The organism is Pseudomonas sp. 9.2(2024) (assembly GCF_039695385.1).
GTDB lineage: Bacteria > Pseudomonadota > Gammaproteobacteria > Pseudomonadales > Pseudomonadaceae > Aquipseudomonas > Aquipseudomonas paraglycinae.
This window is the reverse complement of record NZ_CP155585.1, coordinates 4,209,980-4,231,068: the sequence shown is the minus strand read 5'-3', so window position 1 is coordinate 4,231,068 and position 21,089 is coordinate 4,209,980. Positions and strand designations below refer to the sequence as shown.

At 61.4% G+C, this 21,089-nt stretch carries 15 protein-coding genes; 10 read left to right on the top strand and 5 right to left on the bottom strand.

Translation table 11 applies throughout. The features are described 5' to 3' along the window. Positions 1 to 26: 26 nt before the first annotated feature. Positions 27 to 971 (bottom strand): LysR family transcriptional regulator, encoded by a 945-nt coding sequence (locus ABFB52_RS18950; RefSeq protein ID WP_011334997.1) that lies wholly within the window; start codon positions 969 to 971, stop codon positions 27 to 29. Between the two features lie 176 nt (positions 972 to 1,147). Here ABFB52_RS18950 and ABFB52_RS18945 point away from each other — a divergent pair, with 176 nt between their 5' ends. After that, positions 1,148 to 2,377, top strand: coding sequence for an acyl-CoA dehydrogenase (locus tag ABFB52_RS18945; RefSeq protein WP_129972696.1), 1,230 nt, complete (start codon positions 1,148 to 1,150; stop codon positions 2,375 to 2,377). Positions 2,378 to 2,557: 180 nt separating this feature from the next. On the opposite strand, the gene ABFB52_RS18940 is transcribed toward ABFB52_RS18945, so the two are convergent. Further along, positions 2,558 to 3,892, bottom strand: coding sequence for a phosphate ABC transporter substrate-binding/OmpA family protein (locus ABFB52_RS18940; RefSeq protein ID WP_129972697.1), 1,335 nt, complete (start codon positions 3,890 to 3,892; stop codon positions 2,558 to 2,560). 115 nt (positions 3,893 to 4,007) lie between these two features. Next, positions 4,008 to 4,820, bottom strand: coding sequence for an exodeoxyribonuclease III (gene xthA, locus ABFB52_RS18935; RefSeq protein ID WP_085667520.1), 813 nt, complete (start codon positions 4,818 to 4,820; stop codon positions 4,008 to 4,010). Positions 4,821 to 4,994: 174 nt separating this feature from the next. Here xthA and ABFB52_RS18930 point away from each other — a divergent pair, with 174 nt between their 5' ends. From ABFB52_RS18930 to ABFB52_RS18895, 8 genes are all read left to right on the top strand, one after another. Next, a complete protein-coding gene (locus tag ABFB52_RS18930; protein ID WP_007951503.1) occupies positions 4,995 to 5,645 on the top strand; it encodes a GNAT family N-acetyltransferase in 651 nt (216 codons plus the stop codon). Between the two features lie 66 nt (positions 5,646 to 5,711). Then, the gene (locus ABFB52_RS18925) at positions 5,712 to 7,439 is read left to right on the top strand and encodes an autotransporter assembly complex family protein (protein WP_085745954.1); all 1,728 of its coding nucleotides are present in this window, start codon (positions 5,712 to 5,714) and stop codon (positions 7,437 to 7,439) included. Continuing rightward, positions 7,436 to 11,110: a translocation/assembly module TamB domain-containing protein gene (locus ABFB52_RS18920; RefSeq protein ID WP_129972698.1), complete on the top strand. Its 3,675-nt coding sequence runs from the start codon at positions 7,436 to 7,438 to the stop codon at positions 11,108 to 11,110. Before ABFB52_RS18925 ends, ABFB52_RS18920 begins: the two co-directional genes overlap by 4 nt. Before the next feature lie 118 nt (positions 11,111 to 11,228). Then, the gene (locus tag ABFB52_RS18915) at positions 11,229 to 12,551 is read left to right on the top strand and encodes a hypothetical protein (protein ID WP_346836090.1); all 1,323 of its coding nucleotides are present in this window, start codon (positions 11,229 to 11,231) and stop codon (positions 12,549 to 12,551) included. A 237-nt stretch (positions 12,552 to 12,788) separates the two neighbouring features. Then, complete coding sequence (locus ABFB52_RS18910) at positions 12,789 to 13,271, top strand: MarR family transcriptional regulator (RefSeq protein WP_085608360.1); 483 nt, start codon at positions 12,789 to 12,791, stop codon at positions 13,269 to 13,271. Then, positions 13,261 to 14,730, top strand: coding sequence for an efflux transporter outer membrane subunit (locus ABFB52_RS18905; protein ID WP_102687171.1), 1,470 nt, complete (start codon positions 13,261 to 13,263; stop codon positions 14,728 to 14,730). Before ABFB52_RS18910 ends, ABFB52_RS18905 begins: the two co-directional genes overlap by 11 nt. 15 nt (positions 14,731 to 14,745) lie before the next feature. Beyond that, positions 14,746 to 15,948, top strand: coding sequence for an efflux RND transporter periplasmic adaptor subunit (locus tag ABFB52_RS18900; protein WP_129972700.1), 1,203 nt, complete (start codon positions 14,746 to 14,748; stop codon positions 15,946 to 15,948). 167 nt (positions 15,949 to 16,115) lie between these two features. Then, positions 16,116 to 17,645, top strand: coding sequence for a DHA2 family efflux MFS transporter permease subunit (locus ABFB52_RS18895; protein ID WP_102717016.1), 1,530 nt, complete (start codon positions 16,116 to 16,118; stop codon positions 17,643 to 17,645). 222 nt (positions 17,646 to 17,867) lie between these two features. On the opposite strand, the gene lpxH is transcribed toward ABFB52_RS18895, so the two are convergent. After that, positions 17,868 to 18,614 (bottom strand): UDP-2,3-diacylglucosamine diphosphatase, encoded by a 747-nt coding sequence (gene lpxH / locus ABFB52_RS18890; RefSeq protein ID WP_085745960.1) that lies wholly within the window; start codon positions 18,612 to 18,614, stop codon positions 17,868 to 17,870. Then, positions 18,611 to 19,117, bottom strand: a complete 507-nt coding sequence (locus tag ABFB52_RS18885) for a peptidylprolyl isomerase (protein ID WP_129972701.1) — start codon at positions 19,115 to 19,117, stop codon at positions 18,611 to 18,613. Before ABFB52_RS18885 ends, lpxH begins: the two co-directional genes overlap by 4 nt. 252 nt (positions 19,118 to 19,369) lie before the next feature. On the opposite strand from ABFB52_RS18885, the gene ABFB52_RS18880 reads away from it, so the two are divergent. After that, positions 19,370 to 21,070: a glutamine--tRNA ligase/YqeY domain fusion protein gene (locus ABFB52_RS18880; RefSeq protein ID WP_129972702.1), complete on the top strand. Its 1,701-nt coding sequence runs from the start codon at positions 19,370 to 19,372 to the stop codon at positions 21,068 to 21,070. The last annotated feature ends 19 nt before the right edge of the window (positions 21,071 to 21,089 follow it).

Here is a 21,089-nt window from a genome sequence, read left to right as displayed (position 1 = left end):
AAGCTAATGGCAGGTTGACGTTTACGTCAAGTAGCGGGCGCCTGCAGCTTGTCGAGCTTCTTCTCGTGCGCTGTCACTTGCTGGCACAACTCGATCATCTGCTCGCGCATCCAGCGGTTGGCCGGGTCCTGATCGGTGCTTTCGTGCCAGTACAAATGGGTTTCCACCGGCGGCACATCGTTGACCGGCAGATTGAACGCATGCAGGTCATGGCGCCGGGCGAAACGCTCCGGCACGGTCATCACCATGTCGGTCTGCTGCAACACCTGGGACGCCATCAAGTAGTGCTGCGAGCGCAGGGCGATCTTGCGCTGGATGCCCATCTTGCCCAGCGCCAGATCGACATGGCCCAGACCACTGCGCCGGCTGGAAATATGAATGTGGGTCAGCGACAGGTAATCGTCGAGGGTGAATTTTTCCTTGGTCGCCAGCGGATGACCCTTGCGCATGGCGCAGACGTAACGGTCTTCCATCAGCTTGACGTGGCGCACCTGTGGGTCGGTGTTGAGCGGCGCGTCCACGGCGAAATCGAGACGCCCGGCGGCCAGTTCCTTGGTGGTTTCCCGGCGCTTGGACAGGAAGCTTTCGATGATCACCGTCGGCGCCAGGCGACGCAGGCGCTGGAACAGTGGCGGCAGAATCACCGCCTCAGTCAGGTCGGTCATGCTGATGCGGTAAGTCTTGACTGCTTGCGAGGGGTTGAAAATGCGGCTTTCCTGAACCGAAACCCGCAACAGCGACAGCGCGTTGCGCACCGGGCCGATGATGTTCTGCGCCATGGGCGTCGGCACCATGCCCTGGGCGGTGCGTACGAAGAGCGGGTCGTTGAAGGTCTCGCGCAACCGCGCCAAAGCGTTGGACACCGCTGGCTGGGTAATGCCGACAATCTGCCCGGCGCGGGTCAGGTTGGCTTCGGTGTAGATCGCGTCGAAGACGATGAAAAGGTTGAGGTCGACCTTGCTCAGATTCATTACGCGGCTCTCTTGTTATAGGTGAATGGCGCGGGTCAGGGCGGCCAGGAAAATCAATCAATCATATATCGGTGATGAATGTTTATACACGCCGAGAATAGGCTAGGTAAATTATCAACGCTGTTCTAGCATCGATTGCATGACTTAAACAACCTGCCGAAAAAAGGTAATTGCTCATGGATTTCGCTTATTCGCCCAAGGTGCAAGAACTGCGTGAGCGCGTGACCGCGTTCATGGACACTTACGTTTACCCGGCCGAAGCCGTGTTCGAACGCCAGGTCGCAGAAGGCGATCGCTGGCAGCCGACGACGATCATGGAAGAACTCAAGGCCAAGGCAAAGGCTGAAGGGCTGTGGAATTTGTTTCTGCCTGAGTCGGAGCTGGGTGCTGGCCTGACCAACCTCGAATACGCGCCGTTGGCGGAAATCATGGGCCGTTCGCTGCTCGGGCCCGAGCCGTTCAACTGCTCGGCGCCGGACACCGGCAACATGGAAGTGCTGGTGCGTTACGCCAACGAAGAACAGAAACAGCGCTGGCTCGAACCGCTGCTGCGCGGTGAGATCCGCTCGGCGTTCGCCATGACCGAACCGGACGTTGCGTCCTCCGACGCCACCAACATGGCCGCCCGCGCCGTGCGCGATGGCGACGAGTGGGTCATCAACGGCAAGAAATGGTGGACCTCCGGCGCTTGCGATCCGCGCTGCAAGATCCTGATCTTCATGGGCCTGAGCAATCCCGATGCCCCGCGCCATGCCCAGCACTCGATGATCCTGGTGCCGGTCGACACCCCCGGCGTGAAGATCGTCCGTCCGCTGCCGGTGTTCGGTTACGACGATGCACCCCACGGTCACGCCGAAGTGCTGTTCGACAACGTGCGGGTGCCGTACGAAAACGTCCTGCTCGGTGAAGGACGCGGCTTCGAAATTGCTCAAGGTCGCCTTGGCCCAGGCCGGATTCACCACTGCATGCGTTCGATCGGCATGGCCGAGCGTGCACTGGAACTGATGTGCAAACGTTCGGTGAGCCGTACTGCATTCGGCAAACCGCTGGCGCGTCTGGGCGGTAACGTCGACAAGATCGCCGACTCGCGGATGGAAATCGACATGGCACGCCTGCTGACCCTGAAAGCGGCGTACATGATGGACACCGTGGGTAACAAAGTCGCCAAGAGCGAGATCGCGCAGATCAAGGTCGTGGCGCCGAACGTCGCGTTGCGGGTGATCGACCGGGCGATCCAGATTCATGGCGGGGCAGGGGTGTCGAACGACTTCCCGCTGGCCTACATGTACGCCATGCAACGCACCCTGCGCCTGGCCGACGGCCCGGACGAAGTGCACCGCGCGGCGATCGGCAAGTTCGAGATCGGCAAGTACGTGCCGAAGGAAATGCTGCGTAGCGAGCGCTGATTACAGACATTCCGCGTCAGCCCTGATCGTTCCCACACTCTGCGTGGTAACGCAGCCATGGACGCTCTGCGTCCACTGTGACGCGGAGCGTCACGGTATGCATTCCCACGCAGAGCGTGGGAACGATCAGCGTACTGCGTGGGAGCGATCACGGCTCTGCGTGGGAACGATCGGGGAGGTTCAGTAAACCCAAACCTCAACCCGCCGATTCTTGATCCTGCCTTCATCCCCGCTGTTGGTCGCCACCGGCATCAGCGCGCCAAACCCGCGCACCTCGCGCAATACCACGCCGTTTTTCACCAGCTCCCTGCGTACCGCCATCGCCCGCAGCTTCGACAGCAAATCCGCTCGCGCCGGGTCGTCCTTGGCGTCGCCGAATCCCACCAGTGTTACCGCGCGGTCGGTCTTGTCGTGGTGCTTTATATAGTCGAAAACCCGGGCCAGATCCTGGCGGGCCTTGTTGTCGAGGCTGGCGCTGCCTTCTTCGAAACGGAAGTTCACGGTCAGACGCTGGGCGTGGCGGCTGAGGGATTGATAACCCTCGGGCATCAGCGCATTCGGCGTGACGGCGATGGCCTGCACGGTCTGGGCGATAAAACCGTTGGCCGCGACAATCGCCTGGCCCTGACGACTCTGCGCAAAGTCCACCAGAGCTTGCGCCCATGGATTCTGATTGTCGGGCGGCAAATAGAAAAACAAGCGCCGAGACAGCGGATAGTCTTCGGTAGCGATCAAACTGGCCAGTGGCAGCATCGCCAGGGATTGCCCGTCGACAATCGCCACGGCTTTGGCCTGACGCACATAGGGCAGGCCGATGAAACCGATGGCCTGCGGGTCGGCGCTGACGGCGTCGGACAACTGCTCGCTGGATTCAAACCGTTTCGCGGCATTGCTCAGGGATTTCCCACGACGGCTGAGGACAAGTTCCTTGAAGGTGTCGTAGGTGCCGGACTGATCATCCCGCGCATATAAATGAATCGTCCCACCCTTGCCGCCGATGTCTTCCCACGTCTTCGCCTCGCCACTGAAGATTCGCGCCAGTTGTTCGGTGTTCAATTGATTCAGCGGATTGTCGGGATGAAGGATGATCGCCAGGCCATCGATGGCGATGACCTGCTCGGCGTCGGGGCTTTTCAGATCGCCCCGGGCTTGCAGGTTCAGCAGTTCGCTGTCCTTGATCGGGCGCGAGGAGGCGGCCAGATCGGCGCTGGCGTTCTTGAGTGCAGTGAAACCGGTGCTCGAACCGTGGGCGGCGATCTCCACCACGACCCTCTGGCCTTGGGCCGTCAGGCCGACGACCCGCTGTTCGTTGGCGGTGTCCGGGGTTTCGCTGTGGACTTTCAACAGCCCCTGATCTTGCAACAGGCCTTCCACCAGCGCTGGGCCGAGCGCCGCGCCGATGGTGTTGGAACCCTGGATGCGCAATACCGGGCCGTTCTCGGGAATGGGCAACGCCGCAAACCCAACCTGCAGCCAGGCGCTCAGGAGAAAGATGAACAGAACACGCAGGGTCATGCCGGCACCGATTGCAGCCAAGGGGATTGCCGGGGAGATTAAGTCAGTGAGGTTGCTGAAAGATGACAGGGCAGAAGATCACAACTTCTGGCTGTGATCTTCTGCTTCAAGCGGGTCAGCTCAATTCCAGCCAGATCGGCGCATGGTCCGAAGGCTTTTCCATCCCGCGCAGTTCATAGTCGACGCCGGCGGCTTTCACCCGTGGCAGCAAACCGTGGGACGCCAGAATCACATCGATGCGCAGGCCACGTTTCGGCTCGTCTTCAAACCCGCGGCTGCGGTAGTCGAACCAGCTGAACGTGTCGGTCACGTCCGGGTTCAGGTGACGGAAACTGTCGGTCAGGCCCCAGTTTTTCAGGCGAGCCATCCACTCGCGCTCTTCCGGCAGGAAGCTGCATTTGCCGGTTTTCAGCCAGCGCTTCATGTTGTCCGGGCCGATGCCGATGTCGCTGTCTTCCGGAGAGATGTTGACGTCACCCATCACCACCAGCGGCTGTTCGTTGTGGAACTGGCTTTCCAGCAGGGCTTGCAGATCGCTGTAGAAGCGTTGCTTGGCGGGGAATTTGGTCGGGTGGTCGCGGCTTTCGCCCTGTGGGAAATAGCCGTTCATGATCGTCACCGGCACGCCGTTGGCGTCGGCGAACGTGCCCCAGATAAAGCGTCGCTGCGCGTCTTCTTCATCGGTGGCAAAGCCCTTGTGCACAGCAATCGGTTCCTGGCGCGAGAGCAGGGCGACACCGTAATGGCCTTTCTGGCCGTGGAAATACACGTGATAACCCAGGGCCCGCACTTCTTCCAGCGGGAACTGGTCGTCGTGGACCTTGGTTTCCTGCAGGCCGATGACGTCCGGCTGATGCTTTTCGATCAGCGCCGCCAGCTGATGCGGACGGGCCCGCAGTCCGTTGATGTTGAAGGAAACGATCTTCATGGTCGGCAGTCCTGGCAAAAGGGCGATGCTAGCTGACATGTAGGATCTGGGCCAGCGTGGCGGTAGTCCATATGCGCTGCTAATGTCTTTCGGGTGTGGGAACGATCCCTTCAGCCCAAGGCTCGTATAACAAGAACGGGGCCTGTTGAGTCCCGTCCAGGGAGAATCACCGTCATGCCTGAAACCCAAACCGCCATCGCCGACATCCACATGCTCGACCGCGGCTATTCCCGGGAAGCGCGATCCCTTCTTTATCAGGCTTACCGCCACGAGCCGACCTTCGCTTACCTGTTCGAAGCCGAGCGTCCGGGTTACGAACAACGGGTGCGCGCCACGGTACGGGAGCTGGTCAAACAGCATTTTTTGCAGGATCTGCCCGCCATCGGCCTGTTAGTCAACGATCGCCTGATCGGTATCGCCCTGATTGCACCGCCGCAACGGCGTCTGGGTGTTACCGAGAGTTGGGCCTGGCGTTTGCGCATGGTGCTGAGCACCGGTTTCCGTTGCACCCGGCGTTATCTGGAGTATCACGCTGCCGTTGAAGCCTGCGTGCCGACCGACTCGGTGCACATGCTGCCGCTGCTCGGCGTGCATCCGCAATTTCAAGGCAAACACTTCGGCGAACAGCTGCTGCAAGCGGTGCACAACTGGTGCGCGGTGGACGAAAGCTCCCAAGGCGTGATCCTCGACACCGGCAACCCGCGTTACCTGGAGTTCTACAAGCGTCAGGGGTACGAGGAAATCGGTGAAGTGGCCGTCGGCCCGGTGCGCGAGCACGTGTTTTTCCACGCCAACCCACAGGTGTTACAAACAGCAACGGGATGACCGTCGAACTTTTGGGGGAATTTCCTGTTCTATCACGCTCCCAAGCCCGTGATAGCATCCGCGCCTATGAAGTTTCCAGGAAGATTTACCAGTGGCGTGCTCATGCTGTTAACCAGCTGCGCGGCGCTGGCGCAAAGTGAATTGGATGTGCGGATCAAACCGTCCAACGATGAACTCAAAGCCAATATAGAAGGCTATATCGGCAGCCTCGGCGATCGTGACGAAGAAGCCTTGCAGCGCTTCAGTCGCGGCGCCGAAGAGCAGGCGCGCAAGGCCGCCCAGGCCTTGGGTTATTACCAGCCGCAGATCGAAAGCGACGTCAAGGGCGGTGAAAAACCGCGTCTGGTGCTGAACATCGATCCCGGCGAGCCGATTCGCCTGCGCAACGTGACCGTGCGTGTTGACGGCCCGGCGGCCTCTCTCAAATCCTTTCGAGTCCCGAAAAGTGACGTGCTCAAGCCCGGCGCGGTGCTCAACCATGGGCGTTACGAAGACGCCAAGCGTTTGATCCAGAACCAGGCGTCGCGCTATGGCTTCTTCAGTGGCCGTTTCACCAGCCAGAAATTGATGGTCGATCCCCGCGCCGGAGTCGCCGACGTGGAATTGATCTACGAAAGCGGCCCGCGTTACGCGCTGGGCAAGGTCAGCTTCGAAGGCGACACCCCGTTCGACGAAGACCTGCTGCAACGCATGGTGCCGTTCAAGGCCGGCGAGCCGTATGACTCCGAGCTGATCGCCGAACTCAACCGCGACCTGCAATCGAGCGGCTATTTCGAAGGCGTGCGGGTCGACGCCGCGCCGACCGCCGCCAAAAACGACGTGATCCCGGTGGACGTCAAACTCGACACCCGCAAGCCGCGCACCATGGGCCTGGGTCTTGGTTATTCCACTGACGTCGGCCCGCGAATCAAGGCCAACTGGACCCGCCATTGGGTCAACCCGCAGGGCGACAGTTATGGCTGGGAGGCCGAACTGTCGGCGCCACGGCAAAACGTCGGCCTGTTCTACGACATCCCGCTGGACCCGCCGTTGACCGACAAACTGCGCTGGGCCGGCGGTTATCAATATGAAGACATCGACGGCTCCGACACCTTGAGCAAGCTGCTGACCTTCGGCCCGGAGTGGCACAGCAAATTGCCGAGCGGTTGGCAGCGGGTGATCTCGCTGAAATGGCAGCGCGAGGAATACCAGCTCGGCGACGACTCCGGCCTGAGCACCTTGCTGATGCCCGGTGTCAGCTATTCCTACCTCAAGAGCGACAACCGCATCGATCCGCACAATGGCTATCGCCTGACCTTCGAAAGCAAGGTTGCGAAAGAAGGCCTAGGCTCGGACAACAACCTGGTTTACGGCACGGCGCTGGTCAAAGGCCTGACCACCGTGTTCGACAAGCACCGCTTGCTCGGCCGGATACAGGTCGGCGGCAGCGCCACCAACGGCTACAAGTCGGTGCCGCCTTCACTGCGCTTCTTCGCCGGTGGCGATCAGAGCGTGCGTGGTTACGACTATCAGAGCCTGTCGCCGGAAAACTCCGAGGGCGACCGCATCGGCGGGCGCTACATGGTGGCCGGCAGCGTCGAATATCAATACTCGATCGCCGAGAAGTGGCGCGTGGCGACTTTCGTCGATCAGGGCAACTCCTTCAACAAACTCGAACTGCCGAACCTCAAGACCGGGGTCGGTATCGGTGTGCGCTGGGTTTCGCCGGTGGGGCCGATCCGCCTCGACCTGGCTCATGCGCTCGACGACGATGGCGGCATCCGGCTGCACTTTTCCATGGGGCCTGAGCTGTGAAGCGTGGTTTGAAAATATCGGCGCTGGCGCTGTTGTCGCTGGTGCTGCTGATTGTATTGAGCATTACCGCTGTGCTCGGAACGCAGGCCGGCAGCCGTGGGGTGCTGGGTCTGGTGCCGGGCCTGAGCGTCGACAATTTCCAGGGTCGCCTCGGCGGGCAGTGGAGCGCCGATCATCTGCTGTGGCAGCAGGACACTAGCCGCGTCGAACTGAGCAAACCGATCTTCGAATGGTCGCCGCTGTGCCTGACGCGCATGACGTTGTGCATCCAACAGCTCAAGGCCGATACCGTCGGCCTGCAATTCCCGCCGAGCGAAGAAGTCACTGAAAGCGGTCCGATCACACTTCCTGATCTGCAATTGCCCGTGGCCATCGAGCTGGGCGACGTGCAGGTCGGCAGCCTGTTGTTCAACGGCAGCGAAGAGTTGAAAGGCCTGCAACTGGCGGCGCACTGGACCGCCAAGGGCATGCAGATCGACAGCGTGAAACTGCAACGCGACGAGTTGAGCCTGAACCTGTCCGGCCTGTTGCAACCGACCGGCAACTGGCCGCTGAACATCACCGGTGATCTGACCTTGCCGTCGCCGGCACCCGAACCGTGGACGCTGGCGCTGAAAGTCTACGGCGACCTGCTGAAAACCCTCAACCTGCACGCCGACAGCCGTGGCTACCTCGACGGCCAGTTGAGCGGCGAGCTGCAACCGCTGGTAGAAGACCTGCCGGCCAAAGTGCGGATCACCTCGGAGGCTTTCAAGCCGAGCGCCGATCTGCCGGATACCCTGCAATTCAATCAACTGGTATTGACCGGCGAAGGCGACCTGAAGAACGGTTACCAATTGCTCGGCAATGCGACACTGCCTGCCGAAAAAGGCCCGGTGGCGTTGCTGCTCAAAGGCAAGGTCGACGCCAAAGGCGCGCAGATTGCCGGCCTCGACCTGACGGCCAGCGACAAGCAAAGCCTCAAGCTCACCGGCAATGTCGACTGGAGCAAAGGCCTCAGCGCCCAGGCCAATATCAACTGGCTGGATTTTCCCTGGCACCGGCTCTATCCGGAGATCGACGAGCCGCAGGTCACGTTGCGTACCTTCACCGGCGAAGTCTCCTACACCGACGGTCAGTACCTCGGTAATTTTGCCGCCGCTGCAGATGGTCCGGCGGGGGCGTTCAGCCTGAGCAGTCCGTTCAGTGGCAACCTCAAGCAGATCTTCCTGCCGCAACTGAAACTCGAAGCCGGGCAGGGCAAGGCCGAAGGCCATGTGAACGTGCAGTTCGCCGATGGCATCGCCTGGGACACCGCGCTGGAACTGTCGGCGCTCAACCCGGCCTATTGGGTCGCGGAGCTGCCGGGCACCCTGGCCGGTCCGTTGAAGAGCAAAGGCGAAATGAAAAATGAACGCCTGAGCCTGAATGCCGACCTCGATCTGAAGGGCAAACTGCGCGGGCAACCGGCGATCCTGCAAGCCAAGGCTGACGGCGCTGGCGAGCAGTGGAATCTGAATACTCTGCAAATCCGTCTCGGCGACAACAGCATCAACGGCAAGGGCAGCCTGCAACAGAAGCTCAACGGGCAGATCGACATCAAACTGGCGCGTCTGGCCCAGCTCTGGCCGCAACTGCGCGGGCAGATCAACGGTCGGGTCGATGTCGCCGGTACGCTCAAGGCGCCGCAGGGCAAGCTCGGCCTGCAAGGTTCGCAACTGGCGTTCCAGGACAACCGCCTGCAAAGTCTCAACCTCGATGCCACCCTCGACAGCGCGCAACGGGCGAAAATCGATCTGAAGGGCAGCGGCATCCAGGCCGGCGACACGTCGCTGGGCACCCTGACCGCCAGCGCCCAGGGCGATATCAAAAACCAGAAACTCAACCTCGACCTGCTCGGGCCGAAGCTCAAACTGGCGTTGGGTCTGGACGGCAATCTGGACAAGGGCAACTGGCGCGGGCGTCTGGCCAGCGGCGACATTCAGGCCGGCGGCCAAGACTGGAAGCTGCAAAACCCGGCCAAACTCGAACGTCTGGCCGACGGCAAGATCAACTTTGGCGCCCATTGCTGGATGTCCGGCAATGCCAGCCTGTGCGGTGAAGATCAACGCCTTATGCCGGAGCCGAAGCTGCGTTATCACCTCAAGCAGTTCCCGATCGAAAGCCTGGCGCAGTGGTTGCCGAAGGATTTCGCCTGGCAGGGCAAGCTCAACGCCGACCTGCAACTGGACCTGCCGGCCAGCGGCCCGAACGGCCAGATCAGCGTTGATGCCAGCGGCGGCACCTTGCGCATGAAGGAAAAGGATCAGTGGGTCGACTTCCCGTACCAGACCCTCAAGCTCACCAGCAAACTCACGCCCAAGCGCATCGACACTGATCTCAACTTCGTCGGCGGCAAGCTCGGTGAATTGATGGTGCAGGCGCAGATCAATCCGCTGCCGGCGAGCAAACCGGTCAGCGGCTCGTTCCGCCTCAGCGGACTCGATCTGTCGGTGGCACGGCCGTTTGTGCCGATGGTCGAGAAACTCACCGGGCGCCTGAACGGCAGCGGCACGATTTCCGGCGGGCTGCTCGCGCCGCTGGTCAACGGCACCGTGCAGCTTAGCGACGGCGAAGTGTCCGGGCCGGAGTTGCTGATCGAGCTGCAAGCGTTGCAACTGCAAGCGGTAATCGCCGGTGAAGCCGTGCAATTGAACGGCGGCTGGAAAAGCGGCAAGAGCGGGCAGGGCAGTCTGAACGGCAACATCGCCTGGGGTCAGGCGCTGGTGGTGGATCTGGCGCTCAAGGGCACGCAATTGCCGGTTACGGTCGAGCCCTACGCGAAACTGGAAGTAGCGCCGGACCTGAAGATTTCCATGGCCGGCGATGAGCTGGCGATTGCCGGCAAGGTGCTGGTACCGAAAGGCGAAATCACCGTGCGCGAACTGCCGCCATCGACGGTGAAAGTCTCCGATGACACGATCATCGTCGGCGCGCAGACCGAAGAGGGCAAGCCGCCGCTGGCGATGAAAATGGACATCGACGTGGTGGTCGGCCAGGACAAGTTGAGCTTCGCCGGGTTCGGCCTGACCGCCAACCTGCAAGGCCAGGTGCACATCGGCGACAACATGGACACCCGTGGCGAGCTGTGGCTCAACGACGGACGCTACCGCGCTTATGGTCAGCGCCTGACGGTGCGTCGCGCGCGTCTGCTGTTTGCCGGGCCGATCGATCAGCCGTATCTGGACATCGAAGCGATCCGCCAGACCGATGATGTGATCGCCGGCATCCGCCTGAGCGGCAGCGCCGAGCAGCCAACGACGCAGATCTTCTCGGAACCGGCGATGAGCCAAGAGCAGGCGCTGTCCTATCTGGTACTGGGGCGTCCGCTGAGCACCACCGGCGAGGACAACAACATGCTCGCGCAGGCGGCGCTCGGTCTGGGTCTGATGGGCAGTTCCGGGGTCACCAGCAGTCTGGCCAGTGATTTGGGCATTCAGGACTTCCAGCTCGACACCCAGGGCAGCGGCAACACCACCAGCGTGGTGGCCAGCGGCAACATCTCGGAAAAACTCAGCCTGCGTTACGGCGTCGGCGTGTTCGAGCCGGCCAACACCATCGCCTTGCGCTACAAGCTGAGCAAGAAGGTATACCTCGAAGCCGCCAGCGGCGTGGCCAGTTCGCTGGACATCTTCTACAAGCGGGATTTCTAGCCCGCGTTCCCCCTGGCCGGATCGTGTCACCACGATCCGGCTTTTTTCTGGATGTATTAGACTGACCGCAGCTTGAAGGGCGCCGTTTGCGGCTGCCCGAAACGCCCCGGGGGCGCCAATGGTTCGTTTGAGTATGGTCTTGCTCGGTCACGATTTTGTACGCCGGCGCTGGTCAGCCCTGGCATTGACCGGCGTTGTCTGGGGCGCGGCCGGAGTGGCCATCTTCATCGATGCGCTGGACGGCGTTCTGTATTTTCCGCTGCATGTGTTCGGCTATCTGTTGTTGCTCGAAGCCCTGATCATTCTGCTGGTGCCGGCCCCGAAAACCGGCACAGCGGCGGTTTTGCGCAAGGCTCGCGGTCTGGCGTTTCTGCTGCTGGGGCTGCTGATCGTCGACCGACAGCATGCTGCCGGTGTGATTCTCGCGGTGCTGTTCGGTGCGGCTTTTCTGCTCGATGGCGGTTTTCGACTGGCGGCTGCGGTGGTGGTGCGCTTTGTCGGTTGGCGAATGTCACTGCTGGTGGCGCTGTTCGAGATCGGTTTTGGCGTGTTCATCCTCGAACCGTATCCGAGCCTCTACAAGGGGACGGTGCCGTTCTGCATCGGCATGAGCATCTTTCTTTCGGGCTGTGCCTTGTTGCAGCAGGCATGGCGGTTCAAGAACAGACCGTCGCCGGTGACGCCTTCCCCGGTCCATGCCCCTGCATGCAACAGCGCAATGGTGATCCATGTCTGGACACCCAGCGGTACGGTTGAAGACACCCTGGTGCGCAACCGCTTCCTCAATCGTTATATCGCGGCGGTCGATATCAACGGCGTCATCTCTGCCGGCCACGCGGCACTGGAATGTGGGCCGGACATTTACATCAGCCATTACCCGCTGGACGATATCGATCGCTCGGCGGGGGATTTCGTGCGGTTGCTGCGAGCTACGCCGAACAACGACGTGGTGGGGCGGTTTCTGCCGGACTATGCGAGCGAAGTGGCCGACTGGTGCCCGTCGTCGGTTCAGGTCAGCTTCGCGCACTACGACGCCGCGCGGCTTCAGGCGTTCTGGGCGGCCTATCGACAGACCACCACCTACAACCTCACCAGCCGTAATTGTTCGAGTGCTGTCGCGCACAGCCTTGAGGCAGCCCTTGAAGGCGCGATGAACCGGGGGCATTCGAGCATGCTGGATTTCGCCCGGGTCATCATCAGTCCCGAATTCTGGGTCGCGGCCCAAGTGCGCAAGCGCGCCGAGGCCATGGCCTGGACACCCGGCCTGGTGCTTGATTATGCGCGGGCGTTGCATGCCGCCATCGAGCCGGCACCGCCGGGCTGGCACGGCATTTACGCGGGAGCCAGGCGCGCCTGCGGTTATGTGGCAACTGCGTTGCGTGGGCGTGAAGTCCATCCCCTTCAGCCACCACCGATGAATCATCCCTCCGACAAATCCTGACGGGCTCTGCACCGAGTTGCTGCCATCGCGAGCAGGCTCGCCCCACATTGATCCGTGTGTGCGTGAGATCCCCTGTGGGAGCGAGCCCGCTCGCGATGGCGTCTGCACGGACGACAGAAAAACCCAGTCCACTGGTCAACTAATTACAAAGCAACCTAACTATTACGTTGACATTCGCTGCCTAGGCAGTAACATCTCGACATACATTCACTGCCTAGGCAGTTATTAGGTGAGCACATGAAGCATTTCACCCCAGATGAATTCAAGCATTGCCATCTCGGCCTGTTGCTCGGCCGTGCCGCTTTACTCAAGGACAAGATCATCGACACCCACATGGAACCCCACGGCATCACCGCCGCGCAGTTCAAGGTGTTGATCATCATGGCCCAGTTCGGCGTCGACACCCCGGCCGAGCTGTGCCGGCACCTGTCGCTGGACAGCGGTTCGATGACTCGCATGCTCGATCGTCTGGAGCAGAAAGGTTTCCTGGTTCGCCAACGCAGTGAAGGCGATCGCCGTCAGGTGCAACTCAAACTCACCGAGCAGGGCCAGCAACTGGCCGATCGCCTGCCGCACATCGGCGCCGACGCCATGAATGAACTCGCCGGCGCCGTGACCCCGGACGAGTTGAAAACCCTGGAATACATCCTCAAGAAAATTTTGCTGGCAGCCGGTGACCCGATCACCATCCAGCGGTTAGGTGAACACAATGAGCGGTAAAACCTTGCGCAGCAGCCTGACACTGGTGCTGTCGGCGATGATCCTCGCCGGTTGCGCCAACTACAGTGGCCTCGATACCCAGGGTACCAGCCTCGATGCGAAAACCCTGCAAACCGGGCAATCGCTCAACGGCGTCACCCTGTCCCAGGCCGCGTGGCCGAAGAGCGACTGGTGGACCAGCCTCGGCGATCCGCAGCTCGACGGTCTGATCCGCGAAGCCCTGAAAGACAGCCCGGACATGCAGATCGCCGACGCCCGCGCCCATCAGGCCAGCGCCGCCGCGTACGCCGCCGATGCCGAGCGTTATCCAACCCTCGACGCCAGCGCCGGCATCAGCCGTTCGCGTCTGGCCCGGGATCAGGATCCGCTGGGGCAGGGCGGGGCTTACTCCACCGTGCGCAACATCAGCGCCGGCTTCAATTACAACTTCGACCTGTGGGGCGGTCAGCGTGACGCCTGGGAAGCCGCACTCGGTCAGGCCCGCGCCGCCGAAGTCGACCGTCAGGCCGCGCAACTGACCCTCGCCGCCGACGTGGCCCGGGCCTACAGCGATCTCGGTCAGGCGCACATCGTTTATGACCTGGCCAACGAAGACCTCAAACGCACCAAACAGATGCTCGACCTGAGCCAGCGCCGCCTGAGTTCCGGGATCGACAGCCAGTACCAGTTCCAGCAGACCCAAAGCCTGGAAGCCAGCTCCGAAGCCAGCCTGATCGACGCTGAAAAGCGCCTGAACAGCGCCAAAATCGCCCTGGCCGTATTGCTCGGCAAAGGCCCGGATCGCGGTAACGAAATCGCTCGGCCGAAAGTCCTGCAAGCCAGCGCTGTCGCACTGCCATCGGTGCTTCCCGCCGAACTGCTGGGCCGTCGCCCGGATCTGGTCGCCGCGCGCTGGCGTGTCGAGGCGGCGAGCAAGGACATCGATTCGGCCAAGACCCGCTTCTATCCCAACTTGAACCTGTCGGCTTCGGCCGGTGCCGAATCCTTGTTGGGGGACGCGATGTTCGGTTCCGCCAGTCGCTTCTTCAACATTGCCCCGACGATTTCGGTGCCGATCTTCGATGGCGGACGCCTGCGCGCCAACCTCGATGCCCGTGACGCCGATTACGACCTCGCCGTGGCGCAGTACAACAAAAGCCTGGTGAAAGCCCTGGGCGATGTCAGCGACACGATCAACCAGTTGCGCGACATCGGCCGGCAGATCGGCGCCCAGCAGCACGCGACCGAGATTGCCCAGGACTCTTACAACACCGTCGTCCAGCGTTACGGTTCCGGCATCGGCAACTACCTGGACGTGCTCAGCATCGAGCAGCAATTGCTGCAGGCCCAGCGTCAGCTGGCCAACCTGAATGCCGAGCAGATCGACCTGTCGATTCAACTGATGCAAGCGCTGGGCGGCGGCTTCCAGGGGCAAACCCTGACCGCAGCCAACGCCACCCCAGCCACGCCGCACAACTAATTCAAGGTACTTGTCATGGCCACTGCCGAAAACACACAAGCTCAAGACAACGCCCAGGACACTGGCAATCCGCGCAAACGCAAAGTGATGCTGCTGGTGCTGGCCGTTGTGGTTGCCCTCGCCGGTGCCGGCGTCTGGGCGTATCACGAATTCATCGGGCGCTGGAGCGAAAGCACCGACGACGCCTACGTCAACGGCAACGTGGTGGAAATCACCCCGCTGGTGACCGGCACCGTGGTCAGCATCGGTGCCGACGATGGCGATCTGGTGCATGAAGGCCAGGTGCTGATCAACTTCGACCCGAACGACGCCGAAGTCGGCCTGCAAAGTGCCAAGGCCAATCTGGCCCGCACCGTGCGTCAGGTGCGCGGCTTGTACAGCAACGTCGACGGCATGAAGGCCCAGGTCAATGCGCAACAGGCCGAAGTGCAAAAAGCCCAGGACAACTTCAACCGCCGGAAAAACCTCGCGGCCGGCGGGGCGATTTCCCAGGAAGAACTGTCCCACGCCCGCGATGACCTGACCTCGGCGCAGAACGCCCTGGCCAATGCCAAACAGCAGCTGAAAACCACCAGTGCGCTGGTCGATGACACTGTGGTCTCGTCGCACCCGGACGTGATGGCCGCCGCCGCGCAACTGCGTCAGGCCTACCTGACCAACGCACGCGGCACCTTGATCGCGCCGGTCACCGGTTATGTCGCCAAGCGCACCGTGCAACTTGGCCAGCGTGTGCAGCCGGGCACCGCGCTGATGGCGGTGATCCCGCTGGATCAGCTGTGGATCGACGCCAACTTCAAGGAAACCCAGCTGCGTGACATGCGCATCGGCCAACCGGTGGAGATCGAGTCGGACATCTACGGCAGCGACGTCAAGTTCAGCGGCACCATCGACAGTCTTGGCGCGGGCACCGGCAGCGCGTTCGCCCTGTTGCCGGCGCAGAACGCCACCGGTAACTGGATCAAGATCGTGCAACGTGTGCCGGTACGGATTCACGTCAACGCCGAAGAGCTGGCCAAACACCCGCTGCGCGTCGGTCTGTCGACCAATGTCGAGGTCAACCTGCACGACCAGAGCGGTCCGGTACTGGCCCAGCAACCGCCGCAAAAGGCCTCGTTCAGCACCAACGTCTACGACCGCCAACTGGCCGAAGCCGACGCGATGATCACCCAGTTGATCCACGACAACAGCGCGGCGGTCAGCAAGACCGCGCAACGCTGATCCCATCCTGCGGGAGCGAGCTTGCTCCGGGCGGTGTTCCGACGATGGCGATTTTCAATTCAACAGTTTTGTTGGCTGAACCGCCGTCTTCGCGAGCAGGCTCGCTCCCACAAGGGCGGCTGCGTCATTAACGGACGCAGCGTCAATCAGGTTCCAAAGGATTCGCGATGAGCAATAACGCCTCTTTTACGCCGCCCAGCCTGTTGCTCAGCACCATCGGCCTGTCGCTGGCGACCTTCATGCAGGTGCTCGACACCACGATCGCCAACGTGGCGTTGCCGACCATTTCCGGCAACCTCGGCGTGAGTTCGGAGCAGGGCACCTGGGTCATCACCTCGTTCGCCGTGAGCAACGCCATCGCGCTGCCGCTCACCGGCTGGCTGAGCCGTCGCTTTGGCGAGGTGAAGCTGTTTCTGTGGGCCACCATTCTGTTCGTGCTGGCCTCGTTCCTCTGCGGTATTTCCACGTCTATGCCGGAACTGATCGGCTTTCGCGTGTTGCAAGGCCTGGTGGCCGGGCCGTTGTACCCGATGACCCAGACACTGCTGATTGCGGTGTATCCGCCGGCGAGGCGGGGCATGGCCCTGGCGTTGCTGGCGATGGTCACGGTGGTGGCGCCGATTGCCGGGCCGATCCTCGGCGGCTGGATCACCGACAGTTACAGCTGGCCGTGGATTTTCTTCATCAACGTGCCGATCGGGATCTTCGCGGTGATGGTGGTGCGCCAGCAGCTGGCCAAACGCCCGGTGGTCACCAGCCATCAGCCGATGGATTACGTCGGGCTGATCACGCTGATCATCGGTGTGGGCGCGCTGCAGGTGATCCTAGACAAGGGCAATGACCTGGACTGGTTCGAGTCGAACTTCATCATCATCGGCGCGGCAATTTCGGTGATCGCGCTGGCGGTGTTCGTGATCTGGGAAATGACCGACCAGCATCCGGTGGTCAACCTGCGGCTGTTTGCCTATCGCAACTTCCGCATCGGCACGCTGGTGCTGGTGCTGGGTTATGCCGGATTCTTCGGCATCAACCTGATCCTGCCGCAGTGGTTGCAGACCCAGATGGGCTACACCGCGACCTGGGCCGGTCTGGCGGTGGCACCGATCGGCATTCTGCCGGTGCTGCTGTCGCCGTTTGTCGGCAAGTACGCGCACAAGTTCGACCTGCGTCTGCTGGCCGGGTTGGCGTTCCTGGCGATCGGCCTGAGCTGCTTCATGCGTGCCGAGTTCACCAACGAGGTGGACTTCCAGCACATCGCCCTGGTGCAGTTGTTCATGGGGATTGGTGTGGCGCTGTTCTTCATGCCGACCTTGAGCATTCTGATGTCGGACCTGCCGCCGAGCCAGATTGCCGATGGCGCTGGTCTGGCGACGTTCCTGCGGACACTGGGCGGCAGCTTTGCGGCGTCGTTGACCACCTGGATCTGGATTCGCCGGGCGGATCAGCATCATGCGTATATGAGCGAAAGCATCAGCACTTATGAGCCGGCGACTCGCGAGACTTTGCATTCGCTGGGTGGTGCGAGCCAATCGGCCTATGCGCAGATGGATCAGATCCTCACCAGTCAGGCGTACATGCTCTCCACAGTGGATTACTTCACGCTGCTGGGCTGGGGGTTCATGGGGTTGATTCTGATTGTGTGGCTGGCCAAGCCGCCATTCGCAGCCAAGGCAGGGCCGGCGGCTTCCGGGCACTAAGATCAAGAGCTTTCCCTCACCCTAACCCTCTCCCGGAGGGAGAGGGGACTGACCGAGGTGGATATTCGGGTTACACCGACCTGAAAGTCCGAGTTGAACTCAGGCCTTGAAGTGCAGACTTGCGAAACAGAGTCGAGCTCAGATTCTGAAAACTACGAATATCGGCTCCCTTTCCCCCTCGCCCCCTTGGGGGAGAGGGCTGGGGTGAGGGGGTAGCGATCTTCAGCCGTGCGGCAATGCCAACGGTGGCGCAAAATCAAACGGCGCCAACGCAAACCCGTTCTCATCCACCTGTAACGCCCAACCCTGACGATCCCAATCCCCCAGCACAATCCGCTTCGCCGCCTGATCGCCGATCTGCAACTTGTGGATCGCCGGGCGATGGGTGTGCCCGTGAACCAGGGTTTTCACCCCGTATTCCTGCATGATCCGCGGAATTTCCTCCGGCGTGACATCGACGATGTCATTGGCCTTCATCCGCGTCTGTGCCCGGCTTTCGCTGCGCAACTTGCGCGCCAGCTTGTGTCGGGTGCGCAAGGGCAGGTGGCGCAGGATGAACAGGCTCAGCGGGTTGCGCAGGTAGCGGCGCAGCTTCATATAGGCTTCGTCGCGGGTGCACAGGCTGTCGCCGTGCATCAGCAGCACCGGTTCGCCGTAAAACTGCACGACACTCGGGTCCTTCAACAGCGTGCAGCCGGCCTGCTTGCAGAAGGCCTTGCCGAGCATGAAGTCGCGATTGCCGTGCATCAGAAAAATGGCCGTGCCGCTGTCGCTGAGTTCGCGCAGGGCCTGGCAGATGGAACGCTGGAAGGGGGTCATGGCGTCGTCGCCAATCCACGCTTCGAAGAAGTCGCCCAGAATGTACAGCGCACTCGCCGAGCGGGCGCGTCCGGCGAGCAAATCCAGAAACGCCCGGGTAATGTCCGGGCGCTCCTCTTCCAGATGCAAGTCTGAAATCAGCAATATCACGCTTCGATGATCTCGGCTTTCTCGATGATCACGTCGTCTGCTGGTACGTCCTGGTGGCCTGCCTTGGACGTGGTGGAAACGCCTTCGATCTTGTCGACAACGTCGGTGCCCGCAACCACTTTACCGAACACGGCATAACCCCAGCCCTGAGCGGTCTTGGAGGTGTGGTTGAGGAAGCTGTTGTCGGTGGCGTTGATGAAGAACTGTGCCGAGGCCGAATGCGGATCCATGGTGCGAGCCATGGCCAGGGTGTACTTCTCGTTCTTCAGGCCGTTGTCGGCTTCGTTCTGGATGCTCGGGCTCTTGTCTTTCTTTTCTTTCATGCCTGGCTCGAAACCGCCGCCCTGGATCATGAAACCTTTGATGACGCGGTGGAACACGACGTTTTCGTAGTGACCCTTTTTCACGTACTCGATGAAGTTGGCCACGGTGATCGGGGCTTTTTCAGCGTTCAGTTCGATGAGGATGTCACCGAAGTTGGTGGTCAGTTTTACTTGAGTCATGATCGCTACTCTTTATAAGGAATTCGTGGGTATTGGGACATTTGCGCCCTTTACCGGTTCAGCCCGTGAGGGCCAAGGTGCGCAGTTTAGCGTGACAGGCGCGAATTTCGAGGCTGTTTTTCCAAATCCCTGCGATTAAATGCACTCCTTTATAGGGCCTGCTCTGTCAGCCCCTTGACAGCATCGGCTATGATAGCGGCTTTGTTTTGTCTGGCCCCCTCTGCGGCCGCGCACATGTAAGTCAAGGATCCTATGAGCAAGCCCACTGTCGACCCTACCTCGAATGCCAAGTCCGGCCCTGCCGTGCCGGTCAATTTCCTGCGGCCGATCATCCAGGCAGACCTGGACTCGGGCAAGCACACGCAGATCGTCACCCGTTTCCCGCCTGAGCCCAACGGCTACCTGCACATCGGCCACGCCAAGTCGATCTGTGTGAACTTCGGCCTGGCCCAGGAGTTCGGCGGCGTCACTCACCTGCGTTTCGACGACACCAACCCGGCCAAGGAAGACCAGGAATACATCGACGCGATCGAAAGCGACGTCAAATGGCTGGGCTTCGAATGGTCCGGCGAAGTGCGCTACGCCTCGCAATACTTCGACCAGTTGCACGACTGGGCCGTCGAGCTGATCAAGGCCGGCAAGGCCTACGTCGACGACCTGACGCCCGAGCAAGCCAAGGAATACCGCGGCAGCCTGACCGAGCCTGGCAAGAACAGCCCGTTCCGCGACCGTTCGGTGGAAGAGAACCTGGACTGGTTCGCCCGCATGCGCGCCGGCGAGTTCCCGGATGGTGCCCGCGTACTGCGTGCCAAGATCGACATGGCCTCGCCAAACATGAACCTGCGCGACCCGATCATGTACCGCATCCGCCACGCCCATCACCACCAGACCGGTGACAAGTGGTGCATCTACCCGAACTACGACTTCACCCACGGTCAGTCGGACGCCATCGAAGGCATCACCCACTCGATCTGCACCCTGGAGTTCGAAAGCCATCGTCCGCTGTACGAGTGGTTTCTCGACGCACTGCCAGTGCCGGCGCACCCGCGTCAGTACGAGTTCAGCCGTCTGAACCTCAACTACACCATCACCAGCAAGCGCAAGCTCAAGCAACTGGTTGACGAGAAACACGTCAACGGCTGGGACGATCCGCGCATGTCCACGCTGTCGGGCTTCCGCCGTCGTGGCTACACCCCGGCCTCGATCCGCAATTTCTGCGAGATGATCGGCACCAACCGTTCCGACGGCGTGGTCGACTTCGGCATGCTCGAGTTCAGCATCCGTCAGGACCTGGACGCGAACGCCCCGCGCGCCATGTGCGTGCTGCGTCCGTTGAAAGTCGTGATCACCAACTACCCGGAAGATCAGGTCGAGAACCTCGAACTGCCGCGTCATCCGCAGAAAGAAGAACTCGGCGTGCGCAAGCTGCCGTTCGCCCGTGAAATCTACATCGACCGCGATGACTTCATGGAAGAGCCGCCAAAGGGCTACAAGCGCCTGGAGCCGAACGGCGAAGTGCGTCTGCGCGGCAGCTACGTGATCCGTGCCGACGAAGCGATCAAGGGCGCCGACGGCAACATCGTCGAGCTGCGTTGCTCGTACGATCCGGACACCCTGGGCAAGAACCCTGAAGGCCGCAAGGTCAAGGGCGTGATCCACTGGGTGCCGGCCGCTGCCAGCATCGAGTGCGAAGTGCGTCTGTACGATCGCCTGTTCCGTTCTCCGAACCCGGAGAAGGCCGAAGACAGCGCGAGTTTCCTGGACAACATCAACCCTGACTCACTGCAAGTGCTGACCGGTTGTCGTGCCGAGCCTTCGCTGGGCAATGCACAGCCGGAAGACCGTTTCCAGTTCGAGCGCGAAGGCTACTTCGTCGCGGATATCAAGGACTCGAAACCAGGTCAGCCGGTATTCAACCGTACCGTGACCCTGCGCGATTCGTGGGGCCAGTGATCAAGTCTTAAGGAAACAC